Source organism: Streptomyces sp. NPDC001194 (assembly GCF_042896985.1).
Classification (GTDB): Bacteria; Actinomycetota; Actinomycetes; order Streptomycetales; family Streptomycetaceae; genus Streptomyces.
In genome coordinates this window covers 67,968-88,441 of the sequence record NZ_JBIAXU010000019.1, presented here as the reverse complement: position 1 = coordinate 88,441, position 20,474 = coordinate 67,968, and the positions used below count along the sequence as shown (strand labels likewise).

Genomic DNA, 20,474 nt, shown 5'->3' with positions numbered 1-20,474 from the left:
GCTTCAGCCGTGGTCGGATGAGTCATCTTCGGCTTGGCGGGGCAAGGATATGAACGGCATACCGGCGAATTCCGGTCGGCGACGCCAATTGCTCGTTGCCGCAGGCTCACGGGCCACGCGAGAATTGGCATGCTCCCGCTCGGCCGGACGGCGCTCCCACAGGCCGCGCCGCGGCGCGCCCGCACGACAGCTGTGCCCGTCCGCGGGCGTGTACCCGAAGGGAGGACCGTGGCCTTCGGATTCGCCCCGCCCTCGACGTCGTCACTGACAACGGCAGCCGGCGGCACCAGCCGGCACGGCAGACTGCTGGAGCCCTCCGAGTGGACCGCGGCGGGCATCCCCCTGCTGCGCAATCCGCGCGAGGTCGTCCACGGACTGCACTCCCGGCACGGCCCGGCGCCCTCGACCGCGGTGATCGCCGTGCTCGGCCCCGAGGAGCGGCTCGTCGCGAGCGCCTCCTTCGCCCGCCGCTCGGCCTCGGCCGACGGCTGGGAGTACCGCAACGCCCTGCTCGCTGCGCTGCGCCGGGTCATCCCGCACGACCTGCGGCGCCGGACCCCGGTGCGCACCGCGGTCCTGCTGTACTGCCGCGAGGGCGACGAGCGGTGGACGGAGGAGGACGGCGCCTGGATGTGGGGGCTGCGGGACGCCTGCACCCTGCACGGGCTGCGCTGCGGCGCGTACATCACGCTGACCCGCGGCGGCTGGCAGGTGCTGGGCGAGGGCCGGGGCGGCAGGCATCCCAGCTCCGACTCGCGGCCCGAGCGCCTCGGCGACAGCGTGGCCGAATTCCCCGCGGTGACCCTGCGCACCGGCGGCGGCGCGAGCGAGGTCATGCGGAGCCGTACCGCCGCACGCTGAGGACGCGCGCCGCACGCCGAAGCCCTGCCGACGCCGGAGCCCGCGCGGTGCGTCCGGAGCCACCCGCGCGCCGAAGCCCGCCGCGCGCCGAGAAGCCGCCCGCGCGCCGTTCCGTACGCGGGCAGCCCTCACGGGGCCGTACACCCTGGATCGGGCGTACGGCTGGTCAGGCCTCGGGCTTCAGCGGGGCCGGTCCGGCCGGCCCCGCCCCTTGCCCGCGCCGGGTACGGGGCGTCAGACGCCCGTGCCCAGCACGGAGTTGATCTGCTGTGCGTCGCCGCACACGATCAGCAGGGCGCCGGCCCGCGCGAGCGCGGTCGGCAGGGCGGCGGCGGTCGCCCCGACCGGTCCGCCGTTGGCCGCGAAGACCACGACGGGACGGCCCGCGGCGCGCTGGACCTGCGCCGCGTCCGCGTAGAAGACGTCGTCCCGGGCGTCGTGCAGGGCCCAGTACGCGGCCTCGCCGAAGGACAGCTCGTGCGCGGCCCACGGGTGCGGGTCGCCGGTGGTGAGCACCAGGATGTCGCCGGGCGCGCGCCCGGTGTCGAGCAGCAGGTCGACGGCCTCTTCGGCCGCGTCCAGCGCACCCTCGGCGGAGGCCGGGATCAGCTGGATCTGGGGCACCGCCGCGGAGACGGACGGTGCGGTGGGGGCTACGGGTCCGGGGGTGGCCTGCGGCGCACGCTGCGCGGGCGGTACGGGCCTGGGAGCCCCGCCCGCACGGCTCGCCGCCGCGGGGGAGGGACCGGGGCGTCCGGGCCGCGGGACGGCGGCGGGACGCGGACCAGGTACGGGGCGGGGGGTCTGCGCGGTGCGGCTCGCGGCCGGCGTGACGCGGGGACCCTGGGCACTCTCGTGAATCTGAGGCTCCTCGGGGGTGAGAGGCATGAGTTGATGTCTATCAAACACCGGTACGAAACGTACCGGCGGGTGGCACGTGGGTGCGATCAGAAATCGAAGCCGAGTTGGCCTCCGTTTTCCAGCTCCGTCGCTTCCTCGCTGCGCCGCACCTTCTTGAGGTGCCGCCACTTGGGCAGCCCGTCGAGGTACGACCACGAGAGCCGGTGGTACGGGGTGGGCCCCAGCTCCTCGAGCGCGGCCCGGTGCACCGGCGAGGGGTATCCGGCGTTGTCGCCGAAGGCGAACTCGGCGCATCCGCCGCCCTGTTGGCCGAGCTCGGCCATCATCCGGTCGCGCCTGACCTTGGCGATCACCGAGGCGGCGGCGACGGCGACGCAGGACTGGTCGCCCTTGATCACCGTACGGACCCGCCAGGGCGCGCCGAGGTAGTCGTGCTTGCCGTCGAGGATCACCGCGTCGGGCCGCACGGGCAGCGCCTCCAGGGCGCGCTCCGCGGCGAGCCGCAGGGCGGCCGTCATCCCGAGTGCGTCGATCTCCTCCGGGGAGGCGTGTCCCAGCGCGTACGCGGTGACCCAGTCCTCCAGGACGCCGAGGAGCGCGTCGCGGCGTTTCTGGGTGAGCAGTTTGGAGTCGGTGAGGCCTGCGGGCGGCCGGCGCAGACCGGTGATCGCCGCGCACACGGTGACGGGACCGGCCCAGGCCCCTCGTCCGACTTCGTCGACCCCGGCGATGACCTTGGCGCCGGTGGTTGCACGGAGGGAGCGTTCGACGGTGTGGGTGGGTGCTTCGTACGGCATGGCGCCAGCAAGGGTACGCCGCCCCGCGCCGCCTGCACACCCCGCCCCGGGTGGAGTCCGTACGGCGTCTCACACCCTGAGCAGCGGCACCATCACCTGATCGATCATTTCCGTGATGTCCGCATCCGTCCATTCGCTCCCGCACACCTTCGCGCGGTACATCATCATGGCCGGAATGACGTCGGCGACGAACGGAGTCGTCGCGTCCGGTCGGACGTCGCCACGCTCGATCCCGCGCTGCACAAGCTCCCTGATCAGGCGATGGGCCGGCTCGTGCAGCCCGGCCCGGACGACGTCGTGGAACCGGCCCGCATGGGTGTGGTCGCATTCGTGAAGGACCGCACGCAGCGCCTGACCAGCGCGCGACTCCATCACGTCACGCATCCGCACACACAACCGGAGGAGGTCCCCCCGGACCGATCCGCCGTCGGCGATCTCACCGATCGGCGGCAGCCCGGCCCGCAGCACCTCGGCCACCAGGTCCGCCTTGGAGGGCCACCGCCGGTACACCGCCGCCTTGCCGGTGTGCGCGCGGGCCGCCACCCCCTCCATGGTGAGCCCGTTCCAGCCGACCGTGCTCAGCTGCTCCAACGCCGCGTCGAGAATCGCCCGTTCGAGCTCCGGACCCCGCCTGCGCCCCGGTGACGTCACTGACCAGCGCGAACCCACCATCACCTCCACCTTCGACCCGCCCACGCGCCCCTCGTACGCATTTTCAGCCTTAGTGAACGGTTGCGTTCACTAACCGGGGGCTCCTACCGTGGGGCCGCAGTGAACGGCTGCGTTCACTATTTCACTATGGGGGGATCCTCGGTGAAAAGCTCTCCACTCGCCACGCCCCGGATACCGGGCGCGGCCCGCCGGGAAGGGCGGCCCGGCGTGGCACTCGCGGTCATCGCCGCCTGTCAGCTCATGGTCGTCCTCGACGCGACGATCGTGAACATCGCGCTCCCGCACATCCAGACCGCCCTCGCCTTCTCCACCACCGACCTGTCCTGGGTGATCAGCGCCTACACCCTGGCCTTCGGCGGCCTCCTGCTGCTCGGCGGCCGGGCCGGCGACATCCTCGGCCGGCGCCGCGTGTTCCTGACCGGCATCCTGCTCTTCACCCTGGCCTCCCTGCTCGGCGGCTTCGCCGAGGAGCCCTGGCAACTGCTGGCCGCCCGGGCCCTCCAGGGGGTCGGCGGCGCGATCGCCTCGCCGACCTCGCTGGCCCTGATCACCACGACGTTCGCCGAAGGCCCGGAGCGCAACCGCGCGTTCGGCGTGTTCGCCGCCGTCTCCGCGGGCGGCGGCGCGATCGGCCTGCTGACGGGCGGCATGCTCACCGAATGGCTCGACTGGCGCTGGGTGTTCTTCGTCAACGTGCCGATCGGCCTGCTGATCGCCGTGCTCACGCCGCTCTACATCACCGAGTCCGAGCGGCACCCGGGCCGCTTCGACATCGCGGGGGCCCTCACCTCCACCGGCGGCATGGCCTCCCTGGTCTACGGATTCATCCGCGCGTCCGAGGACGGCTGGCGCGACGGGGGCACCCTCGTCTCCTTCGCCGTGGCCGTCGTCCTGCTGGGACTCTTCGTGGCCGTCGAGTCGCGGGCCCACGAGCCGATCATCCCGCTGCGGATGTTCGCCGACCGCAACCGCGCCGGCACCTACCTGATCATGCTCGGTCTCGCCGCCGCGATGTTCGGGATGTTCTTCTTCATCGTCCAGTTCGTCCAGAACGTGCTGGACTTCTCCCCCATCCGGTCCGGGCTCGGCTTCCTGCCGGTGACCGTCGCGATCGTCACCGCCGCCGGACTCTCGCAGCGCTTCCTGCCCCGCTTCGGCCCCAAACCGTTCATGGTCGCCGGATCCGCCCTCACCGGCATCGGCCTCGCCTGGCTGACCCTCATCCGCACCGACAGCTCGTACGTGTCCGGGGTGCTCGGGCCGATGCTGCTCTTCGGCTTCGGCATGGGCCTGAACTTCGTGACGCTCACCCTCACCGCCGTCTCCGGGGTCGCCCAGCGGGAGGCGGGCGCGGCTTCCGGGCTGCTCAACGCCAGCCAGCAGGTGGGAGGCTCGCTCGGCCTCTCCATCCTGGTCACCGTCTTCGGCACGGCCAGCCGGAACGAGGGCGCGAACCAGGTGCCGGACTTCATGGCCCACGCGGACCCCGATCAGATGGCCGCGTTCAAGGAGACCGGGCGGCTTCCCGACCCCTGGGGGGACCTCGTCCTCACCCAGGGCATCTCCACCGCGTTCACCGCCGCGGTCGCCATGGCCGCAATCGCCCTGGCCACCGCGCTGCTGGTGATCCGGGTGCGCAAGAGCGACCTGGAAGCCCTGAACGGCGCCGTGGCGGAGGCCGGTCCGGCGGCCTGAGCCCTGCGACGCGCCCGAGCGCTGCGGCGCGGCGTACGGGGACCCCGGCGCGGGAGCTGGTTCCGCGCCGGGGTCCCCGTACGTCCGCGGCGGCTACTCGGTGCGGCTGTGGAAGGTGCCCAGGGTGCGGCACACCTCGTACGAGGCCGTCACCGGACGCTCGCGCAGGATCCGGCGGGCCCGGTACTCGCCGAGGCTCATCGCGTACCAGGGCACCCGGCCGCGGCTCGACAGGTCGTTGTTGATCCCGCGCAGGGCACAGGAGCGGCGGGGTTCGGGCAGCCGGTCCAGCGCGGGCACGGCGTCCGCCGACAGGGATTGGAAGTACGCCAGGTCGAGCTTGCCGGTCTGCTCGAAGCGGGCCGCGTTCCTCTCGGCGACCATGCCGTCCGGGGACAGCAGCCCGAAGGCCAGGACGGCGGCGGCCGCACCGGCCGCGAACGCGCGCGGCAGCCGGCGGGCGCCGAGCACCCCGGCGGCCATGATCAGTACGATGACCAGTCCCAGCCAGAGCTCCATCGCCGCCACCGACACGCGCAGCCGGGTCAGCCCGTACGCGTCCACGTAAAGGTCCATGCGGCGCAGCGCGGAGGCGACCACGACCAGGGTCAGGACGCACAGCGTGCCGAGCACGACGCGGACGAAGCGGCGGTCTCCGGCTCCGGAACGAGGGGCCCACCGCAGGGCGATCGCGATCACGGCGAGGGTGAGCAGGGTGGCCCAGAGCAGCTGCCAGAAGCCCTGGCGGGCGTACTCGGCGTAGCTGAGCCCGGTGCTGCGCAGGACCTTGTCGTAACCGCCGAACAGCACCGCCAGTTGGACGGCGTTGAAGCCGGCGAAGAGCAGGTCGAGCACGATGAGCGGAAGCGCCCATTCGACGCGGGAGCGGGCCTTTCCGGGGGCGATCCGGATGCGGTCCCAGCGCGAGGGCGCGGCGGCGGCGCGGGCGGCGGCGAGCGCGAGGACGGCGCCGAGCAGGAAGAGCACGAGGCGTACGGGTCCGTCGCCGAGGGAGATCTCCGGGGTGAGCCCGTCCAGGAGGTCGGCGAAGGCGGCGTCGGCGGAGGCGAACAGGGTGCCGAACAGCACCAGCAGGACGAGGGCCACGGCGGCGGCCTTGACCACGGGCAGCCAGCGGGCGCGGTCGACCCCGCTGCCGCGCGAGCGCAGCCCGCTCCAGGCCCAGCGGATCCCGAGCACGGCGGAGTCGACGAAGCCGAACGGGCTGAGCAGGACACCGGGCCAGGTACGGCTGCCGTGCAGGGACAGCGCGCCGAGCAGGACGGCGGCGAGCAGTGCCAGGGCGGACGGCCAGTCGGCGTCGCGGAGGGCGGGTACGGCGAGGAGGGCGACGCAGCCCACCGCCCAGGCCACGCTCCAGGGCCGCGCGCGGCGCCGGGCCGCCCGGGCGGCGAAGTACGCTCCGACCGCGGCGGGCACGACGGCGAGCAGCAGCCCGAGGCCCAGGCCGTCGCCGAGGAACAGCCCCGAGGCGAGGCCGGCCGCCGCGGCGGCGAGCAGCACGGCGGTGGGTACGGGCCCGGCCGGAGCCGGCCGCGCGGCTTCGGCCCAGGCCAGCGGCACGATGGACCACGCCCCGGACGTGGCCCGCTGCCGGCGGACCTGGTAGGCCTGCCACGCCTTGGGGTCCCACCCGGGCGGCGGTCCCGCGCCGGCCCCACCCGCGTGCCGGCCGGCGGCCTGCGCCGGGACGGCGGGCCCGTCGGCGGCGGCCTCCGGCTCGCCGGGCGGCTGGGTCGACTGGGCCGACTGGGCCGACTGGGCCGACTGCTCGGGATCGGCAGGCGAACCGCCGGTCGCGTCGCCGGGCTCGCCGTCGGTGTTCTCTGGCATCGGGTTCCCCTCCCCTGTCGGCCGCCCTCGTCGTCACGACGGAGGCGGCAGCGCCGACAGGTTAGGCCCGTGACGTGCGGTGTCAGCCCGGCCGGAAGGCCGCTGTGGCAGGACCGTGACAATCGGAACGGCTCCTGTCGCCGGCCCGCCGACCGGCCATCCATGCCATCCCGGCCATCCAGGCCGCCCGGGCGCCGGGAGCCCGGCTAGTGCGCCGCCGTCTCCGGCAGCCAGGCCGGCAGGGCCTCCGTACGGGCCAGCCAAGCGGCCGGCAGCACCGCGTCGCCGCGTGCCCCCAGCACCCCGCCGACGATGGCGCAGGTCGTGTCCACGTCCCCGCCCACCTGCGCGGTGGTCCAGAACGCCCGCTCGTAGTCGTCCAGCGAGCGGGCCGCCGACCACAGGGCGAACGGCACGGTGTCGTGCGCGCTCGTCCGCCGCCCGCACCCCAGCACGGCCGCGACCGTCGTGGCATCGCCGTAGTCCAGCATGTCCCGCGCCCGCCGCAGCCCCGCTCCCACGGCACTGCGCGGCACCAGCGCGATCACTCCGTCCAGCAGGTCGCCGGCCTTGGGCGGACCGGCCGGATCCGCCGCGAGCGCGGCCGCCGCCGCCACGGCCATGGCCCCGCACACCGCCTCGCGGTGCTGGTGCGTGGTGTAAGCGGAGATCTCCGCCTGGTGCGTGGCCTGCTCCGGATCGTCGGCGTACCAAGCGCCAAGCGGCGCGATCCGCATGGCCGCGCCGTTGCCCCAGGAGCCCTGCCCGTTGAACAGCTCGGCGGCCAGCGTGCGCCAGTCCTCACCCTCGCGGACGAGGCGGAGCATCCGGTTGACGGCGGGACCGTAGCCGCGGTCGAAGTCGTGGTGGTGGGCGAAGGAGCTCGCCAGGGCGTCCTGGTCGATGCGCCCGTGCGAGGCGAGGACGGCGACCACCGAGCAGGCCATCTCGGTGTCGTCGGTCCACTGCCAGGTCTCGCCGCCGACGGGCAGCTCGCGGCGCTTGAGGAGGGGGTAGTTCACGGGGACGAAGTACTGGGAGCCCAGGGCGTCACCCAGAGCCAGCCCGCGGAGGCTGGCCATGGCGCGTGCGTAGCGCCGTTCGGAAGCGGAGTCAGCGGTCATCCCGCGTCAGTTTAGCCGTCCAGGTCATAAGGCTCCGGTGTGGTCCACCTCTCAAACGGGCGGTCCATGCGGTAGCGGCCGTCCGGACCCAGCAGGAGCACCCTGAATTCACCGTTCCCGGGGTTGGACAGGGCTTCGAACTCGGACACCGACCAGTGGAACCAGCGCATGCAGAAGAGCCGCATCGTCAGCCCGTGCGTCACCAGCAGCACGTTCGGCGGGTGGTCCGGGGCCTCGAAGCTGCGGTAGAGGCTCTCCAGGAAGGATCCGACCCGGTCGTAGACGTCCGCGCCGGACTCCCCCTGCGCGAAGCGGTAGAAGAAGTGCCCGTACGCGTCGCGGTACGCCTTCTGCAGCCGTACGTCGTCGCGGTCCTGCCAGTTGCCCCAGTCCTGCTCGCGCAGTCTCGGCTCCTCGCGCATCCGGACCCGCCCCGGGTCCAGCCGCAGTTCCCGGAAGGTCTGGAGGGTCCGGCGGTAGGGGGAGACGTACGCGCTGATGGCCTCGTCGCCGAACAGCTCGCGCAGCCGTTCGCCCGCTTCCGCGGCCTGCCCGCGGCCCTGGTGGGTCAGCCGCAGGGCGTGGTCGGGTTCCCGTTCGTACACCGTGTCATCGGCATTGCCCTCCGATTCCCCGTGCCGGACAAGGACGATGCGCCGTGGTCGTGCCATCCCCCGACCCTATGCGGCGGCCGGCGGGCCGAGCACCCGGGCTCGCCGGTCGGCCCGCCGATCGTCGTACGGTCATACCGTCCAGGAGGGTTCGAGGTCGACGACGTCACCGGTGAGGGCTTCCACATCGGCCTCCGTCTGGGCGCGCAGCGAGAGCCGCTCGACCCGTTCCTGCCGGTACTTGCCGTGTTCGGCGGCGGCATGCCACATCGAGAGCACCAGGAACTCCCGGCCCGGGGCCTCACCGAACAGGCCCCGGATCATTCCGGGTGAGCCGGCCATCGCCGGGTTCCACACCTTCTCCTGCATGAGGGCGAAGTGGTCCACGCGGCCTTCCCGCACCCGGGTGTGGGCGACCCGCACGACGTCCGCGTCGGTGAAGCGCGGCTCGAAGCCGGTCTTCACGTCGAAGCGGTGGTCGAAGAGCGTGACCCGCGCGTTCGTGTACGTCCCGGTCTGGGACGCGGCCAGCCGGTCGTGCGAACGGGCCATGAAGGAATCGTAGAAGGAACGGCTCTCCCAGAACGCGAAGACATGCGCGACCCCCTGTCGCCCCCGGCTCCAACCGCCGCCCTGTCCCCGGAATCCCGGCTCGCCAGGCAGCCCCGCCCATTTACGCTGCCCGCGCTCGAACCCGCGTCGGTCCGTCACCGTGCAGCGAATCCACTTGACCAGCACCGCGCCATCGTACGGGCCCGGCGCGGCCCCGGTCAGTCCTCAGCGCGGTTGATCCGCACCAGTTCCTCCGCATCCCGCCCGGACAGCCGAAGCCCGAACTCCCGGTCGAGCAGGGCGAGCAGCTCGTCGGGGTCCACCGAGCGCCGCTCGGCCCGCCCGTCCGCGTGCAGCCGGTTGAGCTCCCGGCCCACGAGCGCCCGGCGGACGGGGTGGTGGGCGAAGTCGCCCGGGTGCTGGACGATCACCCGCCCGACGAAGACGGACCGGGGGTGGGTGGAGCTGTAGTGGTTCAGCAGGACGTAGTCGACGGGGTGGTAGCGCTGCGGGGAGAACGCGTACAGGTCCCGCCAGATGCCCTCGCGCAGGATGGACAGGGCGAGGATCCCCTCGTCCTCCTCGCGGACGGCGTACGTCCACTCCCCCTGCACCACTTCGGCTCCGGGCCGCGCGAGCGGGACGGGCTCGCGCGGCCCCTGGTGGCCGAACCCGGCGTCGCACAGCCAGGGTTCGCCCTCGACGGTGACGACGAGGACGGCGTGCGTCACCGCGAGCAGGGTGTCCCCCCGGGTGCGGTTGCGGGCGCCGCGCCCGGAGACCTCGAAGCCGATCCGCTCCAGGGCGGCTGCCAGCAGCGAGTTCTGCTCGTAGCAGTAGCCGCCGCGGCGGCCGTGCACGAGCTTGTCCTCCAGAGCCTTGACTCCCAGCTCGACGGGGCGGCCGAGCAGCACGTCCAGGTTCTCGAAGGTGATGGCACCGGTGTGGGCCCGGTGCACTGCGTACAACGTCTCGAGGTCCGGCCGGAGTTCCCCGTCCTCCCCGACCGGTCCGTCGTATCCGATCCGTGCCAGATAGGCATCCAGATCCAGCAGCTCACCGCTCCACATGTCTCCCCCGCTCCATCCGCCCCGGCCGCCTCTCGGCTCCCGGCACATCCCGGGCGACGGCGCCTGCCCGCCCCACACCATGATCCCCGTGACCGCCCCGCAGACCAACCCGCCCTTCGGCCACGCACGACGGCGCCGTTGCCCGCCCTATGGCGGTCCCTCGGCGAACGCCCGCAGCCGACGGCCTGACGCCGTCTCGGCGAGACCGACGATCCCGGGGTCCTTCACCGCGAGGGCGTTCCTCGCGACCACGCACCAGTCCTCGCGCTCGAGTAGTGCCAGATAGCCCTTTCGATGGGGCTCCCATCGCTGAACGGGCCCGATCGAACCCGCGTCGCCGCGCTCACCGAGGCTGCTCGCCAGCCACGCGGCGGTGCAGTAGCGACCGGCGGAGGGCCCCGAACGCTCGATGTGGCGCAGGTGCGCGGCCAGCACCGCCTCGGCATGGGGATAGCCCGAGAGGGTCGTGCCCATGCCTTGGCTGTAGGTCATCACCAGGAGCAGCCGGCCGGTGTGGTCGGCCGTCTCGTCATCCATGCAGGGCCCGGTGACCGCCTCGTGAAGGACCGTGCTCCGGGCGACGCGGCCGGCGAAGTAGCCGTTGAGGAAATCACCGTCGCAGGCCCTGCGCAGGAGCCAGTGCCGGGCCGTGGGTCCGCCGAGTCGGCAGAGGGCTTCCACGACGTAGACCCGACCCCAGCCGGTGACCCGGTCAGCGAGCCAGACAAGTGCCTCGGTGCCTCCGGGCAGTCGTTCCAAGGCGTGTGCCGCGAGGGGACCGAAGTGGTCGGACAGCAATCCGATCGTCCGGATCAGGGGAATGTCCTCTGCCTCGCCCGTGGCGGCGATCAGGGCGAGGCCCACGGTGACCGAGCAGCGATCGGTTCCGTGCCGGACCAGCCGCCGGCCGGTCTCGCGGACGTGTTCCCCGTGCGCCCGCGCGGCAGCGGCAGCGATGTGCTCGTCGGGGTGGATCGGAACGTGGACATCGTGGAAGGCGTCGGCCCATGCGTCCGGAGGGGACGTGGTGCGCGCGAAATACGCGTCCAGGACGCGGGCCGCGTCCCTGCCGGCGGAGCGCCGGTCCCGCGGGGCCTTCGGCTCGGACCGGCCTCGGTGCGAGGCCTCGTCGGGATACGGTTCCCCGTCTCGCGGCAGTGGCTCGGCCGCGGCAAGCCGGTGGAGCCGCAGCGCGTGCTCGAACAGGGCCGTCCGCGATCCGGGCGGGTTCGTCCCGGTGGTCTCGCTCACCGGCGGACGGAGGACTCGATTCTCTTGATCATGGCCCGGAGCATGCCACCACCCGACCCGGCGCCACAAGGCGTTTTCCTTCGTCGGCGCTGCCGCTCCGGATCCGTGCGCCGCCCGGGCCGGGGCACGGCGAAGGGGACCGACCCGTGGTCGGTCCCCTCCGTGAGCTGCCGGTCAGCCACGCGCACGGCCTACGGCGGATGCCGCATCCGACGCGACCGCGCCCGGGGTCAGCTGCAGCCGCTGGTCGAGCCGCAGCCCTCGCAGATGTAGCAGGAGCCGGCGCGCTGCATCTTCGTACCGCACGAGAAGCAGAGCGGGGCGTCGGCGGAGACGCCGAGCTGCATCTCGACCAGTTCGGCGTTGGAGTGCGCCGTCTTCGGGGCCTGGATCTCGACGACCGCGACCGGCTTCGGCGCCGTCGGGACGGCGGCCAGCGGGGCGGACTGGGCCAGGGACTCCGTGTCGAGGTCCTCCTCGAGCGGCTCGTACGAGCCGGTGTCCAGGTGGCGCTGACGCTCCTCGGCGGTGTGGATGCCGAGCGCGGAGCGGGTCTCGAAGGGCAGGAAGTCCAGCGCGAGGCGACGGAAGATGTAGTCGACGATCGACTGCGCCATCCGCACGTCCGGGTCGTCCGTCATGCCGGCCGGCTCGAAGCGCATGTTCGTGAACTTCGAGACGTACGTCTCCAGCGGGACGCCGTACTGCAGACCGACCGAGACGGCGATCGAGAAGGCGTCCATCATGCCCGCGAGGGTCGAACCCTGCTTGGACATCTTCAGGAAGACCTCGCCCAGGCCGTCGTCCGGGTAGGAGTTCGCGGTCATGTAGCCCTCGGCGCCACCCACGGTGAAGGAGGTGGTGATGCCCGGGCGGCCCTTGGGGAGTCGCTTGCGGACGGGGCGGTACTCGATGACCTTCTCGACCGCCGCGCGGATGGTGTCCTCCGCCTTGGCGGTGACCTCCACCTTCTCCTCTTCCTTCTTCTTCGCGGAGAGGGGCTGGCCGACCTTGCAGTTGTCGCGGTAGATCGCGAGCGCCTTGACGCCCATCTTCCACGCCTCGAAGTAGATCTCCTCGATCTCCTCGACGGTCGCCGTCTCCGGCATGTTGACCGTCTTCGAGATCGCGCCGGAGATCCAGGGCTGGATCGCGGCCATCATGCGGACGTGGCCCATCGCGGAGATGGAACGCTCGCCCATCGCACAGTCGAAGACCGAGTAGTGCTCGGTCTTCAGACCGGGGGCGTCGACGACCACGCCGTGCTCGGCGATGTGGGCGACGATCGCCTCGATCTGCTCCTCCTGGTAGCCCAGGCGGCGCAGGGCCTGCGGGACGGTGCCGTTGACGATCTGCATCGAGCCGCCGCCGACGAGCTTCTTGAACTTGACCAGGGCCAGGTCCGGCTCGACACCGGTGGTGTCGCAGGACATCGCGAGACCGATGGTGCCGGTCGGCGCGAGGACGGAGGCCTGGGAGTTGCGGAAGCCGTTCTTCTCGCCGAGGCGCAGGACGTCCTGCCAGGCCTCGGTGGCCGCGGCCCAGATCGAGTTGTCCAGGTCGTCGGTGCGCGGCGCGACGGCGTTGGCGTCGGCGTGCTGCTTCATGACGCGCTTGTGCGCCTCGGCGTTGCGGGCGTAGCCGTCGTACGGGCCGACGATGGCGGCCAGCTCGGCGGAGCGCTTGTACGCGGTGCCGGTCATCAGCGAGGTGATCGACGCGGCGAGGGTGCGGCCGCCGTCCGAGTCGTACGCGTGGCCGGTCGCCATCAGCAGGGCGCCGAGGTTGGCGTAGCCGATGCCCAGCTGGCGGAAGGCGCGGGTGTTCTCGCCGATCTTCTGCGTCGGGAAGTCCGCGAAGCAGATGGAGATGTCCATCGCGGTGATGACGAGCTCGACGACCTTGGCGAAGCGCTCGGCGTCGAAGGACTGGTCGCCCTTGCCGTCGTCGTTCAGGAACTTCATCAGGTTCAGCGAGGCGAGGTTGCAGGACGTGTTGTCCAGGTGCATGTACTCGCTGCACGGGTTCGACGCGGTGATGCGGCCGGACTCGGGGCAGGTGTGCCAGTTGTTGATCACACCGTCGTACTGGATGCCCGGGTCGGCGCAGGCCCACGCGGCCTCGGCCAGCTTGCGGAAGAGCGCCTTGGCGTCGACCTTCTCGATGACCTCGCCGGTCATGCGGGCGCGCAGGCCGAACTCGGTGCCGTTCTCGACGGCCGTCATGAACTCGTCGTTCACGCGGACGGAGTTGTTGGCGTTCTGGTACTGGACGGACGTGATGTCGTCGCCGCCCAGGTCCATGTCGAAGCCCGCGTCGCGCAGGGCGCGGATCTTCTCCTCTTCCTTCACCTTGGTGGCGATGAAGTCCTCGACGTCCGGGTGGTCCACGTCCAGGACGACCATCTTGGCCGCGCGGCGGGTGGCGCCGCCCGACTTGATCGTTCCGGCGGACGCGTCGGCGCCGCGCATGAAGGAGACCGGACCGGAGGCGTTGCCGCCGGAGGAGAGGAGCTCCTTGGAGGAGCGGATGCGGGAGAGGTTCAGGCCGGCGCCGGAGCCGCCCTTGAAGATCATGCCCTCTTCCTTGTACCAGTCGAGGATCGACTCCATGGAGTCGTCGACGGCGAGGATGAAGCAGGCGGAGACCTGCTGCGGCTGGGGCGTGCCGACGTTGAACCACACCGGGGAGTTGAAGCTGAAGATCTGGTGCAGGAGGGCGTAGGTCAGCTCGTGCTCGAAGATCTCCGCGTCGGCGGGGGACGCGAAGTAGTCGTAGTCCTCGCCGGCCTTCGTGTACGTCTTCACGATGCGGTCGATGAGCTGCTTGAGACCGGTCTCGCGCTGCGGGGTGCCGACGGCGCCGCGGAAGTACTTGCTGGTGACGATGTTGACCGCATTGACCGACCAGAAGTCGGGGAACTCGACGCCACGCTGCTCGAAGTTCACCGACCCGTCACGCCAGTTGGTCATGACGACGTCACGGCGCTCCCAGCTCACCTCGTCGTACGGGTGCACTCCGGGGGTGGTGTGGATGCGCTCGATCCGAAGGCCGCCCTTGGCAGTCTTGGTCCCCTTGGCGCGGGAACCTCGTGCCGAGCCGCTCGCCGTCTCTGTCATGCCGCTTCCTCCCATATGCGGGCAAAAACGCCCTAAAGTGCCAGCGTTATTCCGCGGCACGGCCTGTCTTGTATCTACGTTTCCTCGCCTGGCTGTCCCGGACTGCGGCCGCGCTGCGCTGCGGCCGCCCGGTCAGTCGGCGGCGGAGGCGGGCACGGGGACCGGAACGGTCCCCCCGGGCTCGCACTCTTGGGGGTGAGGCCGCGGCACGCGGAGTTCCGCGATGGCGGTCTCGAAGTCTTCGAGCGTGTCGAACGCCTTGTAAACGGACGCGAACCGCAGGTATGCGACCAGGTCGAGTTCCTGCAACGGGCCGAGTATGGCCAGACCCACGTCGTGGGTGGTCAGCTCGGCGCTCCCGGTGGCGCGCACCGCCTCCTCGACCCGCTGGCCGAGCTTGGCGAGGGCGTCCTCGGTGACCGGCCGTCCCTGGCACGCCTTGCGCACGCCGGAGATGACCTTGGTACGGCTGAAGGGTTCGGTCACCCCGCTGCGCTTGATCACCATCAGCGAGGCCGTCTCCACCGTCGTGAAACGACGGGAGCAGTCGGGGCACTGGCGGCGCCTGCGGATCGACGTGCCGTCGTCCGTTGTGCGGCTGTCGACGACGCGGCTGTCGGGGTGCCTGCAGAAGGGGCAGTGCATGGTTCCCTCACCCTCCCTCTTGGCACGACTGAATCACCCCGCGGGGCCCCTGAGCGACCGGGACGGGTCTCGGTCGGGGGCTCGCGAAGCAGCCACCAGCATATGCGATGCCGAGGGCCTCGGAGGACCGGGGACCACAACTTCTGGGCGGCAGCGCTCATCCAACCACTAGATCTTGGGTTGTGGTGGATTTACTTCGTTCCGCGTGTCGTCGCACGCGATGCCCGGACGGAGGCCTTCCCGGTGCCACACTGGGCACAGGACCGGAAGGTGGCGATCCGAGCGGGAAGGGTACCGTAAACAGCGGACGCCGGACCGAACCCGCGTTCGGCGGACCGATCGTCCATACACCCCTTGTTGTGCCCAGGTTGGACGATCCGCGATTTTTCACTCGAACGTGTGTTTGGCGCAACCTTTCGAAAGCAACTACCGTTGTCCAGCTAGGGAGAACATTTCGAGAGGGGCCGCCGACGTGACCACCACCGCAGACAGTGCCACCATCACTGCCCAGAACCGCTCCCAGAGCCGACTCGAGCCGGTGCATCCCATGAACGACGCAAGTCTGAACCCGGAGCCGGAGCCCGCGCGCCCCGCGCGCTCGCTGCCCGGCCGACCTCCAGGCATCCGCGCCGACAGCTCCGGGCTCACGGACAGGCAGCGGAGGGTCATCGAGGTCATCCGCGACTCGGTGCAGCGGCGCGGCTACCCGCCGTCGATGCGGGAGATCGGCCAGGCGGTCGGCCTGTCCAGCACGTCGTCGGTGGCCCACCAGCTGATGGCCCTGGAGCGCAAGGGCTTCCTGCGCCGTGACCCGCACCGCCCCCGGGCGTACGAGGTCCGCGGCTCCGACCAGCCCAGCTCGCAGCCCACGGACACCACCGGCAAGCCCGCCGCCTCGTACGTGCCCCTGGTCGGCCGGATCGCGGCCGGCGGCCCGATCCTCGCCGAGGAGTCGGTGGAGGACGTGTTCCCGCTCCCCCGCCAGCTCGTCGGCGACGGCGAGCTCTTCGTCCTCAAGGTCGTCGGCGACTCGATGATCGAGGCCGCCATCTGTGACGGGGACTGGGTCACGGTCCGCCGCCAGCCCGTCGCGGAGAACGGCGACATCGTGGCCGCGATGCTCGACGGCGAGGCCACGGTCAAGCGCTTCAAGCGCGAGGACGGGCACGTCTGGCTGCTCCCGCACAACGCCGCCTACCAGCCGATCCCCGGTGACGAGGCGACCATCCTCGGCAAGGTCGTCGCGGTACTGCGCCGAGTCTGACCCTCGCCGCTTCCTAGCCAGCCCCCGGGATCCACTGCGCCGGTCCCGGGGGTTGTTTTTGTACCTCCGGGGACCAGCGGCGGGACCTCTCGGACTGCTTCCGGACCACTTGGCGGCGGACCGCCTGCCGACGGGCTGCTTGTCGACCGACTGCTTGCCGTCGGGCTACTTGCCGTCGGCCGTGGCCTTCGCGTCGATCGCGGCCAGTGAGCGGCGGGCCTGGTTGCGGTCCGTGGTGTACCAGAAGTCCGGCAACGTGGCCCGCAGGAAGCTCCCGTACCGGGCCGTGGCCAGCCGGGGGTCCAGGACCGCGACGACACCCCGATCGCCGGAGGCCCGTACGAGCCGGCCCGCACCCTGGGCCATCAGCAGCGCGGCGTGCGTGGCCGCCACGGCCATGAAGCCGTTGCCCCCGTGCTCCTCGACCGACTTCTGCCGGGCGCTCATCAGCGGATCGTCCGGGCGCGGGAACGGGATGCGGTCCATCACCACGAGCTGACAGCTCGGACCGGGCACGTCCACGCCCTGCCAGAGCGACAGCGTCCCGAACAGGCAGGTCTTCGGGTCCGCCGCGAACGCCTTGATCAGCTCACCCAGCGTCTCCTCGCCCTGGAGCAGGATCGGGTTGTCGAGCCGGCCGCGCAGCTCCTCGGCGGCCGCCTTGGCACCCCGCATCGAGGAGAACAGGCCGAGCGTGCGGCCGCCGGCGGCCTCGATCAGTTCGGCGAGCTCGTCCATCATGTCGCCCCGGGTGCCCTCCCGGCCGGGCGTGGCCAGGTGCTTCGCGACGTAGAGGATGCCCTGCTTGGGGTAGTCGAACGGCGAGCCCACGTCCAGGCCCTTCCAGACCGGGGCGTCCTCCGCCTCGACCCCTTCGGGAGACAGGCCCAGCGAGGCCGCGACCCCGTTGAAGTCCCCGCCCAGCTTCAGGGTCGCCGAGGTCAGGACCACCGAGCGGTCCTCGAAGAGCTTCTCGCGCAGCAGCCCGGACACCGACAGCGGGGCGACCCGCAGGGTGGCCCCGAAGCGGTCGTGCCGCTCGTACCAGACGACGTCGTACTCGGAGCCGAGCAGGATCCGCTCGGCCACTCCGTGGACGCTCTCCACCGCGGCCAGGGCCTGCTTGCGGACGGCGTCCTCGTCGTGGACGGACTTGTCACGGGTCGCCCCCATGGCGGAGATGACGTTGCGCGCGGCGTCCCGCAGGGCCGCCAGCGCGTAGCCGAGGTCCTCGGGGACCTCCACCAGCCGGCCCGGAAGGGCCAGCTCCATGACCCGCTCGAACGATTCGGACGCCGTCTGGAGCGAGTCCGCCGTCTTCTCGTCGACCAGCTTGGCCGCGCGCTTCACGGCGCGGTTGACCTGGCCGGGGGTGAGCTCACCGGTGGCGACGCCGGTCACCCGGGAGACCAGCTCGTGCGCCTCGTCCACGATCAGCACCTCGTGCTGCGGCAGCACCGGGGCGCCCTCGATGGCGTCGATGGCGAGCAGCGCGTGGTTGGTGACGACCACGTCGGCCAGCTTGGCCCGCTCGCGCGCGGCCTCGGCGAAGCACTCGGCGCCGTAGGCGCACTTCGTCGCGCCCAGGCACTCCCGGGAGGAGACGGAGATCTGCGCCCAGGCCTTGTCGGAGACGCCGGGCGTCAGGTCGTCCCGGTCGCCGGTCTCCGTCTCGTCGGCCCAGTCGCGCAGGCGCAGCAGGTCCTGGCCCAGCTTGCTGGTGGGGGCGGCGGCCTCGAACTGGTCGAAGAGGCCCTCCTCCTCGTCCTGCGGCGCGCCTTCGTGCAGCCGGTGCAGGCAGAGGTAGTTGGACCGGCCCTTGAGCATGGCGAACTGCGGCCGGCGGCGCAGCTGCGGATGCAGTGCGTCCACCGTCCGGGGCAGGTCGCGCTCGACGAGCTGCCGCTGGAGGGCGAGGGTGGCGGTGGCCACGACCACGCGCTCGCCGTGCGCGAGGGCCGGCACCAGGTAGCCGAGGGACTTTCCGGTGCCGGTGCCGGCCTGGATGAGCCGGTGCGTGTTGTCGTCGATCGCTTCGGCGACGGCTTCGGCCATGGCCACCTGGCCGGGCCGCTCCGAGCCGCCGACGGCGGAGACGGCGGCGTGCAGGAGGTCGGGGAGGGAGGGCTTCGTCATAGCAATGACAACCCTACGGGGCGCCACCGACAGTGACCGCCACGACGGTGATTCATGGCCGGTACAAGGGATTGGGCACACTGCCGTACTCCACCGCGTGCGGGCGGTCGGGACGGTCGCGGTAACCGTCCTCGTACAGCCGGTTCCGGTTCAGGCAGAGCCGTCCGATCCGCTCCCCGAGCAGGTCGAAGAGCTCGTGGCGCTCCTTGAGCTCGGGGAAGCGCGCCTGGTGCCGCAGGATCTCCGCCCGTACGAGCGACCAGAACTCCGGCTCCGGGACACCCAGGCGGTCCTCGCAGAGGGCGGAGAGGTACCGGAAGACGCCGACGAAGAGACCGGAGTGGATGTACTGGGGCAGGAAGTCCGCGGGCTTGTCGCGCAGCGCGGCGCGCACCTCGGCGGGAACGGCGGCGAGCTCGGGCAGCGGCTCGCGGCAGATGTTGACCTCGCCCACGAAGTCCTTGAGGGCGAGTCTGACCGGTACCTCGCGCTCGTCGAAGATCACCGTGGTGTTCTCGCCGTGCGGGGAGAAGACGGTGCCGTAGCGGTAGAGGAAGTGGAGCAGCGGGGGCAGCAGGGCGGAGAAGAGCCGCTGGAGCCAGGCGGCCGCGGTGAGGCCTGACCGGGCGACGAGCTCGGCGGTGAAGGACCGGCCGCGCGGGTCGACGTGGAGGAGCGAGGCGAGCGTACGGGCCCGCTCACCGGGGTCGAGGCGGCCGGTCAGCGGTTCGCGCCAGATCGCCCCGAGGAGCTCCCTGTACTGGTACGGGGCCTCGGGGAGCTCGTCGTAGACGGGGTGGCGCACGGTGACCGAGGCGACCTCGCCGAGGAGGACCACGCGGCACTCCTCGTGGAGGAAGGGGTCCGCGTCGTGGAGCGAGCGGATCCATGCGGTGACGGCGGGGGCGGCGGCGGACTGGTCGGAGGGCAGGCCGCGCCAGACGAGGGTGTTGAAGACGGAGAGCGGCAGTTTGACGCTGTGCCGGTCGGGGCGGGTGAGGTTGAGGAAGGTGCGGATCGACTGCTGCGGGATGCGCAGGTCGGGGTCGGCGGGGAGCGGGACCAGGGCGCCCGAGGCCAGGGCCGGGGCGAAGAGGGGGAGCACGACCTCGTCCCACTGCCAGGGGTGGACCGGGAGGTAGAGGTAGCCGATCGGGTCGAGGCCGCGGGCGCGCAGGGTCCGGTCGAAGGCGGCGCGGGTGACGGGGTCGAGCTCCTGGGCGTAGAGGCGGGCCGGGTCCTCCAGGCCGGCCGTGCCGCGGTAGGCCGCGAGGGAGGTGTGGACGGCGAGCCAGGGCAGTCGCTGGCGGGTGCGGGCCTCGGGGGCCCAGGAGGCGGTGTCGGCGGCGGACAGTCCCATGCGGCCCTTGTTGAGGACGAGCCAGGGGTGGCCGGTCTGGTGGCCTTCGAGTTCGCAGTGGTCGAGATCGGCGAGGACGTCGGCGGTGAGGGCGGTGTGGTCGATGCGGGCGTCGGCGGCGAGGGTGGCGCTGAGCTCGCGGACGAGGTGGCCGAGGGTGGAGCCGTCGAGGCCGAGGAGGGTCCGGGTGCGCAGGAGGAAGGCGTACGGGTCGCCGAAGGCGGTCGGGGGTTCCGTGGACGGGGGCGGCGGCGTGAGCACGATGGTGTCGGGGGCGACGTGCCAGCTGCCGTAGGCGCGGCGGCGGGCCCGGAAGCCGAGGCTGCTGCCGTCGTCGAGGGTCAGCTGCCAGGCGTCACCGGCGGCGGTGGCCGGTGCGGGGGCCTGGAGGGGGCTGATGATCTCCTCGTAGGCGAACTCGGCCAGCATCTTGGCGAGCAGCCGGCGGGCGGCGGACTCCCAGGTGGCGGTGGTGAGTTCGGGCGGCGTGCAGGGGTGCTGGGGTGATGACGGAATGAAAGCTTCCGTGAACTGGGCGCCGGCGGAGTCGGGGGTGGCGGGGAAATTCGGCACGGGACTCCTCGGGATCGGGAACTTTGCTG

16 protein-coding genes are annotated in these 20,474 nt (G+C 71.9%); 3 read left to right on the top strand and 13 right to left on the bottom strand.

What is annotated here, in order from left to right; genetic code table 11:
- The first annotated feature begins 228 nt into the window (after positions 1 to 228).
- Positions 229 to 861, top strand: coding sequence for a hypothetical protein (locus tag ACFY1T_RS29270; RefSeq protein ID WP_030859595.1), 633 nt, complete (start codon positions 229 to 231; stop codon positions 859 to 861).
- A gap of 234 nt (positions 862 to 1,095) precedes the next feature.
- On the opposite strand, the gene ACFY1T_RS29265 is transcribed toward ACFY1T_RS29270, so the two are convergent.
- From ACFY1T_RS29265 to ACFY1T_RS29255, 3 genes are all read right to left on the bottom strand, one after another.
- Positions 1,096 to 1,749, bottom strand: coding sequence for a hypothetical protein (locus ACFY1T_RS29265; protein ID WP_390790809.1), 654 nt, complete (start codon positions 1,747 to 1,749; stop codon positions 1,096 to 1,098).
- Between the two features lie 59 nt (positions 1,750 to 1,808).
- On the bottom strand, positions 1,809 to 2,519 hold the full coding sequence (locus ACFY1T_RS29260) for a ribonuclease HII (RefSeq protein WP_030859599.1): 711 nt from the start codon (positions 2,517 to 2,519) through the stop codon (positions 1,809 to 1,811).
- A 69-nt stretch (positions 2,520 to 2,588) separates the two neighbouring features.
- The gene (locus tag ACFY1T_RS29255; protein ID WP_390790856.1) at positions 2,589 to 3,191 is read right to left on the bottom strand and encodes a TetR/AcrR family transcriptional regulator; all 603 of its coding nucleotides are present in this window, start codon (positions 3,189 to 3,191) and stop codon (positions 2,589 to 2,591) included.
- A gap of 141 nt (positions 3,192 to 3,332) precedes the next feature.
- Here ACFY1T_RS29255 and ACFY1T_RS29250 point away from each other — a divergent pair, with 141 nt between their 5' ends.
- On the top strand, positions 3,333 to 4,886 hold the full coding sequence (locus ACFY1T_RS29250) for an MFS transporter (RefSeq protein ID WP_390790808.1): 1,554 nt from the start codon (positions 3,333 to 3,335) through the stop codon (positions 4,884 to 4,886).
- A 93-nt stretch (positions 4,887 to 4,979) separates the two neighbouring features.
- Here ACFY1T_RS29250 and ACFY1T_RS29245 read toward each other — a convergent pair whose 3' ends face one another.
- From ACFY1T_RS29245 to nrdR, 8 genes are all read right to left on the bottom strand, one after another.
- The gene (locus ACFY1T_RS29245) at positions 4,980 to 6,740 is read right to left on the bottom strand and encodes a DUF4173 domain-containing protein (RefSeq protein WP_390790807.1); all 1,761 of its coding nucleotides are present in this window, start codon (positions 6,738 to 6,740) and stop codon (positions 4,980 to 4,982) included.
- Between the two features lie 206 nt (positions 6,741 to 6,946).
- Positions 6,947 to 7,864, bottom strand: a complete 918-nt coding sequence (locus ACFY1T_RS29240) for an ADP-ribosylglycohydrolase family protein (protein WP_030859607.1) — start codon at positions 7,862 to 7,864, stop codon at positions 6,947 to 6,949.
- A gap of 11 nt (positions 7,865 to 7,875) precedes the next feature.
- A complete protein-coding gene (locus ACFY1T_RS29235) occupies positions 7,876 to 8,535 on the bottom strand; it encodes a histidine phosphatase family protein (RefSeq protein WP_030859608.1) in 660 nt (219 codons plus the stop codon).
- A 72-nt stretch (positions 8,536 to 8,607) separates the two neighbouring features.
- On the bottom strand, positions 8,608 to 9,213 hold the full coding sequence (locus ACFY1T_RS29230) for a YdbC family protein (RefSeq protein ID WP_030859610.1): 606 nt from the start codon (positions 9,211 to 9,213) through the stop codon (positions 8,608 to 8,610).
- A gap of 32 nt (positions 9,214 to 9,245) precedes the next feature.
- A complete protein-coding gene (locus ACFY1T_RS29225; RefSeq protein WP_390790806.1) occupies positions 9,246 to 10,097 on the bottom strand; it encodes an arylamine N-acetyltransferase in 852 nt (283 codons plus the stop codon).
- A gap of 147 nt (positions 10,098 to 10,244) precedes the next feature.
- Entirely contained in the window at positions 10,245 to 11,348 is a 1,104-nt protein-coding gene (locus ACFY1T_RS29220) for a hypothetical protein (RefSeq protein ID WP_390790805.1), read from the bottom strand.
- Positions 11,349 to 11,578: 230 nt separating this feature from the next.
- A complete protein-coding gene (locus tag ACFY1T_RS29215) occupies positions 11,579 to 14,467 on the bottom strand; it encodes a vitamin B12-dependent ribonucleotide reductase (protein ID WP_390790804.1) in 2,889 nt (962 codons plus the stop codon).
- Between the two features lie 132 nt (positions 14,468 to 14,599).
- Entirely contained in the window at positions 14,600 to 15,112 is a 513-nt protein-coding gene (gene nrdR / locus ACFY1T_RS29210) for a transcriptional regulator NrdR (protein ID WP_030859618.1), read from the bottom strand.
- A gap of 472 nt (positions 15,113 to 15,584) precedes the next feature.
- Here nrdR and lexA point away from each other — a divergent pair, with 472 nt between their 5' ends.
- Entirely contained in the window at positions 15,585 to 16,376 is a 792-nt protein-coding gene (lexA, locus tag ACFY1T_RS29205; RefSeq protein WP_030859621.1) for a transcriptional repressor LexA, read from the top strand.
- A gap of 165 nt (positions 16,377 to 16,541) precedes the next feature.
- On the opposite strand, the gene ACFY1T_RS29200 is transcribed toward lexA, so the two are convergent.
- On the bottom strand, positions 16,542 to 18,512 hold the full coding sequence (locus ACFY1T_RS29200) for an ATP-dependent DNA helicase (RefSeq protein ID WP_030859622.1): 1,971 nt from the start codon (positions 18,510 to 18,512) through the stop codon (positions 16,542 to 16,544).
- A 52-nt stretch (positions 18,513 to 18,564) separates the two neighbouring features.
- A complete protein-coding gene (locus ACFY1T_RS29195; RefSeq protein ID WP_390790803.1) occupies positions 18,565 to 20,445 on the bottom strand; it encodes an IucA/IucC family protein in 1,881 nt (626 codons plus the stop codon).
- Positions 20,446 to 20,474: the final 29 nt, after the last annotated feature.

Bases quoted from the DNA above. Each gene is read 5' to 3' on its own strand.
- ACFY1T_RS29240 (WP_030859607.1), bottom strand. From the start codon at position 7,864: ATGACCGCTGACTCCGCTTCCGAACGGCGCTACGCACGCGCCATGGCC.
- ACFY1T_RS29215 (WP_390790804.1), bottom strand. From the start codon at position 14,467: ATGACAGAGACGGCGAGCGGCTCGGCACGAGGTTCCCGCGCCAAGGGG.
- ACFY1T_RS29200 (WP_030859622.1), bottom strand. From the start codon at position 18,512: ATGACGAAGCCCTCCCTCCCCGACCTCCTGCACGCCGCCGTCTCCGCC.
- ACFY1T_RS29260 (WP_030859599.1), bottom strand. From the start codon at position 2,519: ATGCCGTACGAAGCACCCACCCACACCGTCGAACGCTCCCTCCGTGCA.
- ACFY1T_RS29235 (WP_030859608.1), bottom strand. From the start codon at position 8,535: ATGGCACGACCACGGCGCATCGTCCTTGTCCGGCACGGGGAATCGGAG.
- ACFY1T_RS29255 (WP_390790856.1), bottom strand. From the start codon at position 3,191: ATGGTGGGTTCGCGCTGGTCAGTGACGTCACCGGGGCGCAGGCGGGGT.
- ACFY1T_RS29265 (WP_390790809.1), bottom strand. From the start codon at position 1,749: ATGCCTCTCACCCCCGAGGAGCCTCAGATTCACGAGAGTGCCCAGGGT.
- ACFY1T_RS29245 (WP_390790807.1), bottom strand. From the start codon at position 6,740: ATGCCAGAGAACACCGACGGCGAGCCCGGCGACGCGACCGGCGGTTCG.
- ACFY1T_RS29225 (WP_390790806.1), bottom strand. From the start codon at position 10,097: ATGTGGAGCGGTGAGCTGCTGGATCTGGATGCCTATCTGGCACGGATC.
- nrdR (WP_030859618.1), bottom strand. From the start codon at position 15,112: ATGCACTGCCCCTTCTGCAGGCACCCCGACAGCCGCGTCGTCGACAGC.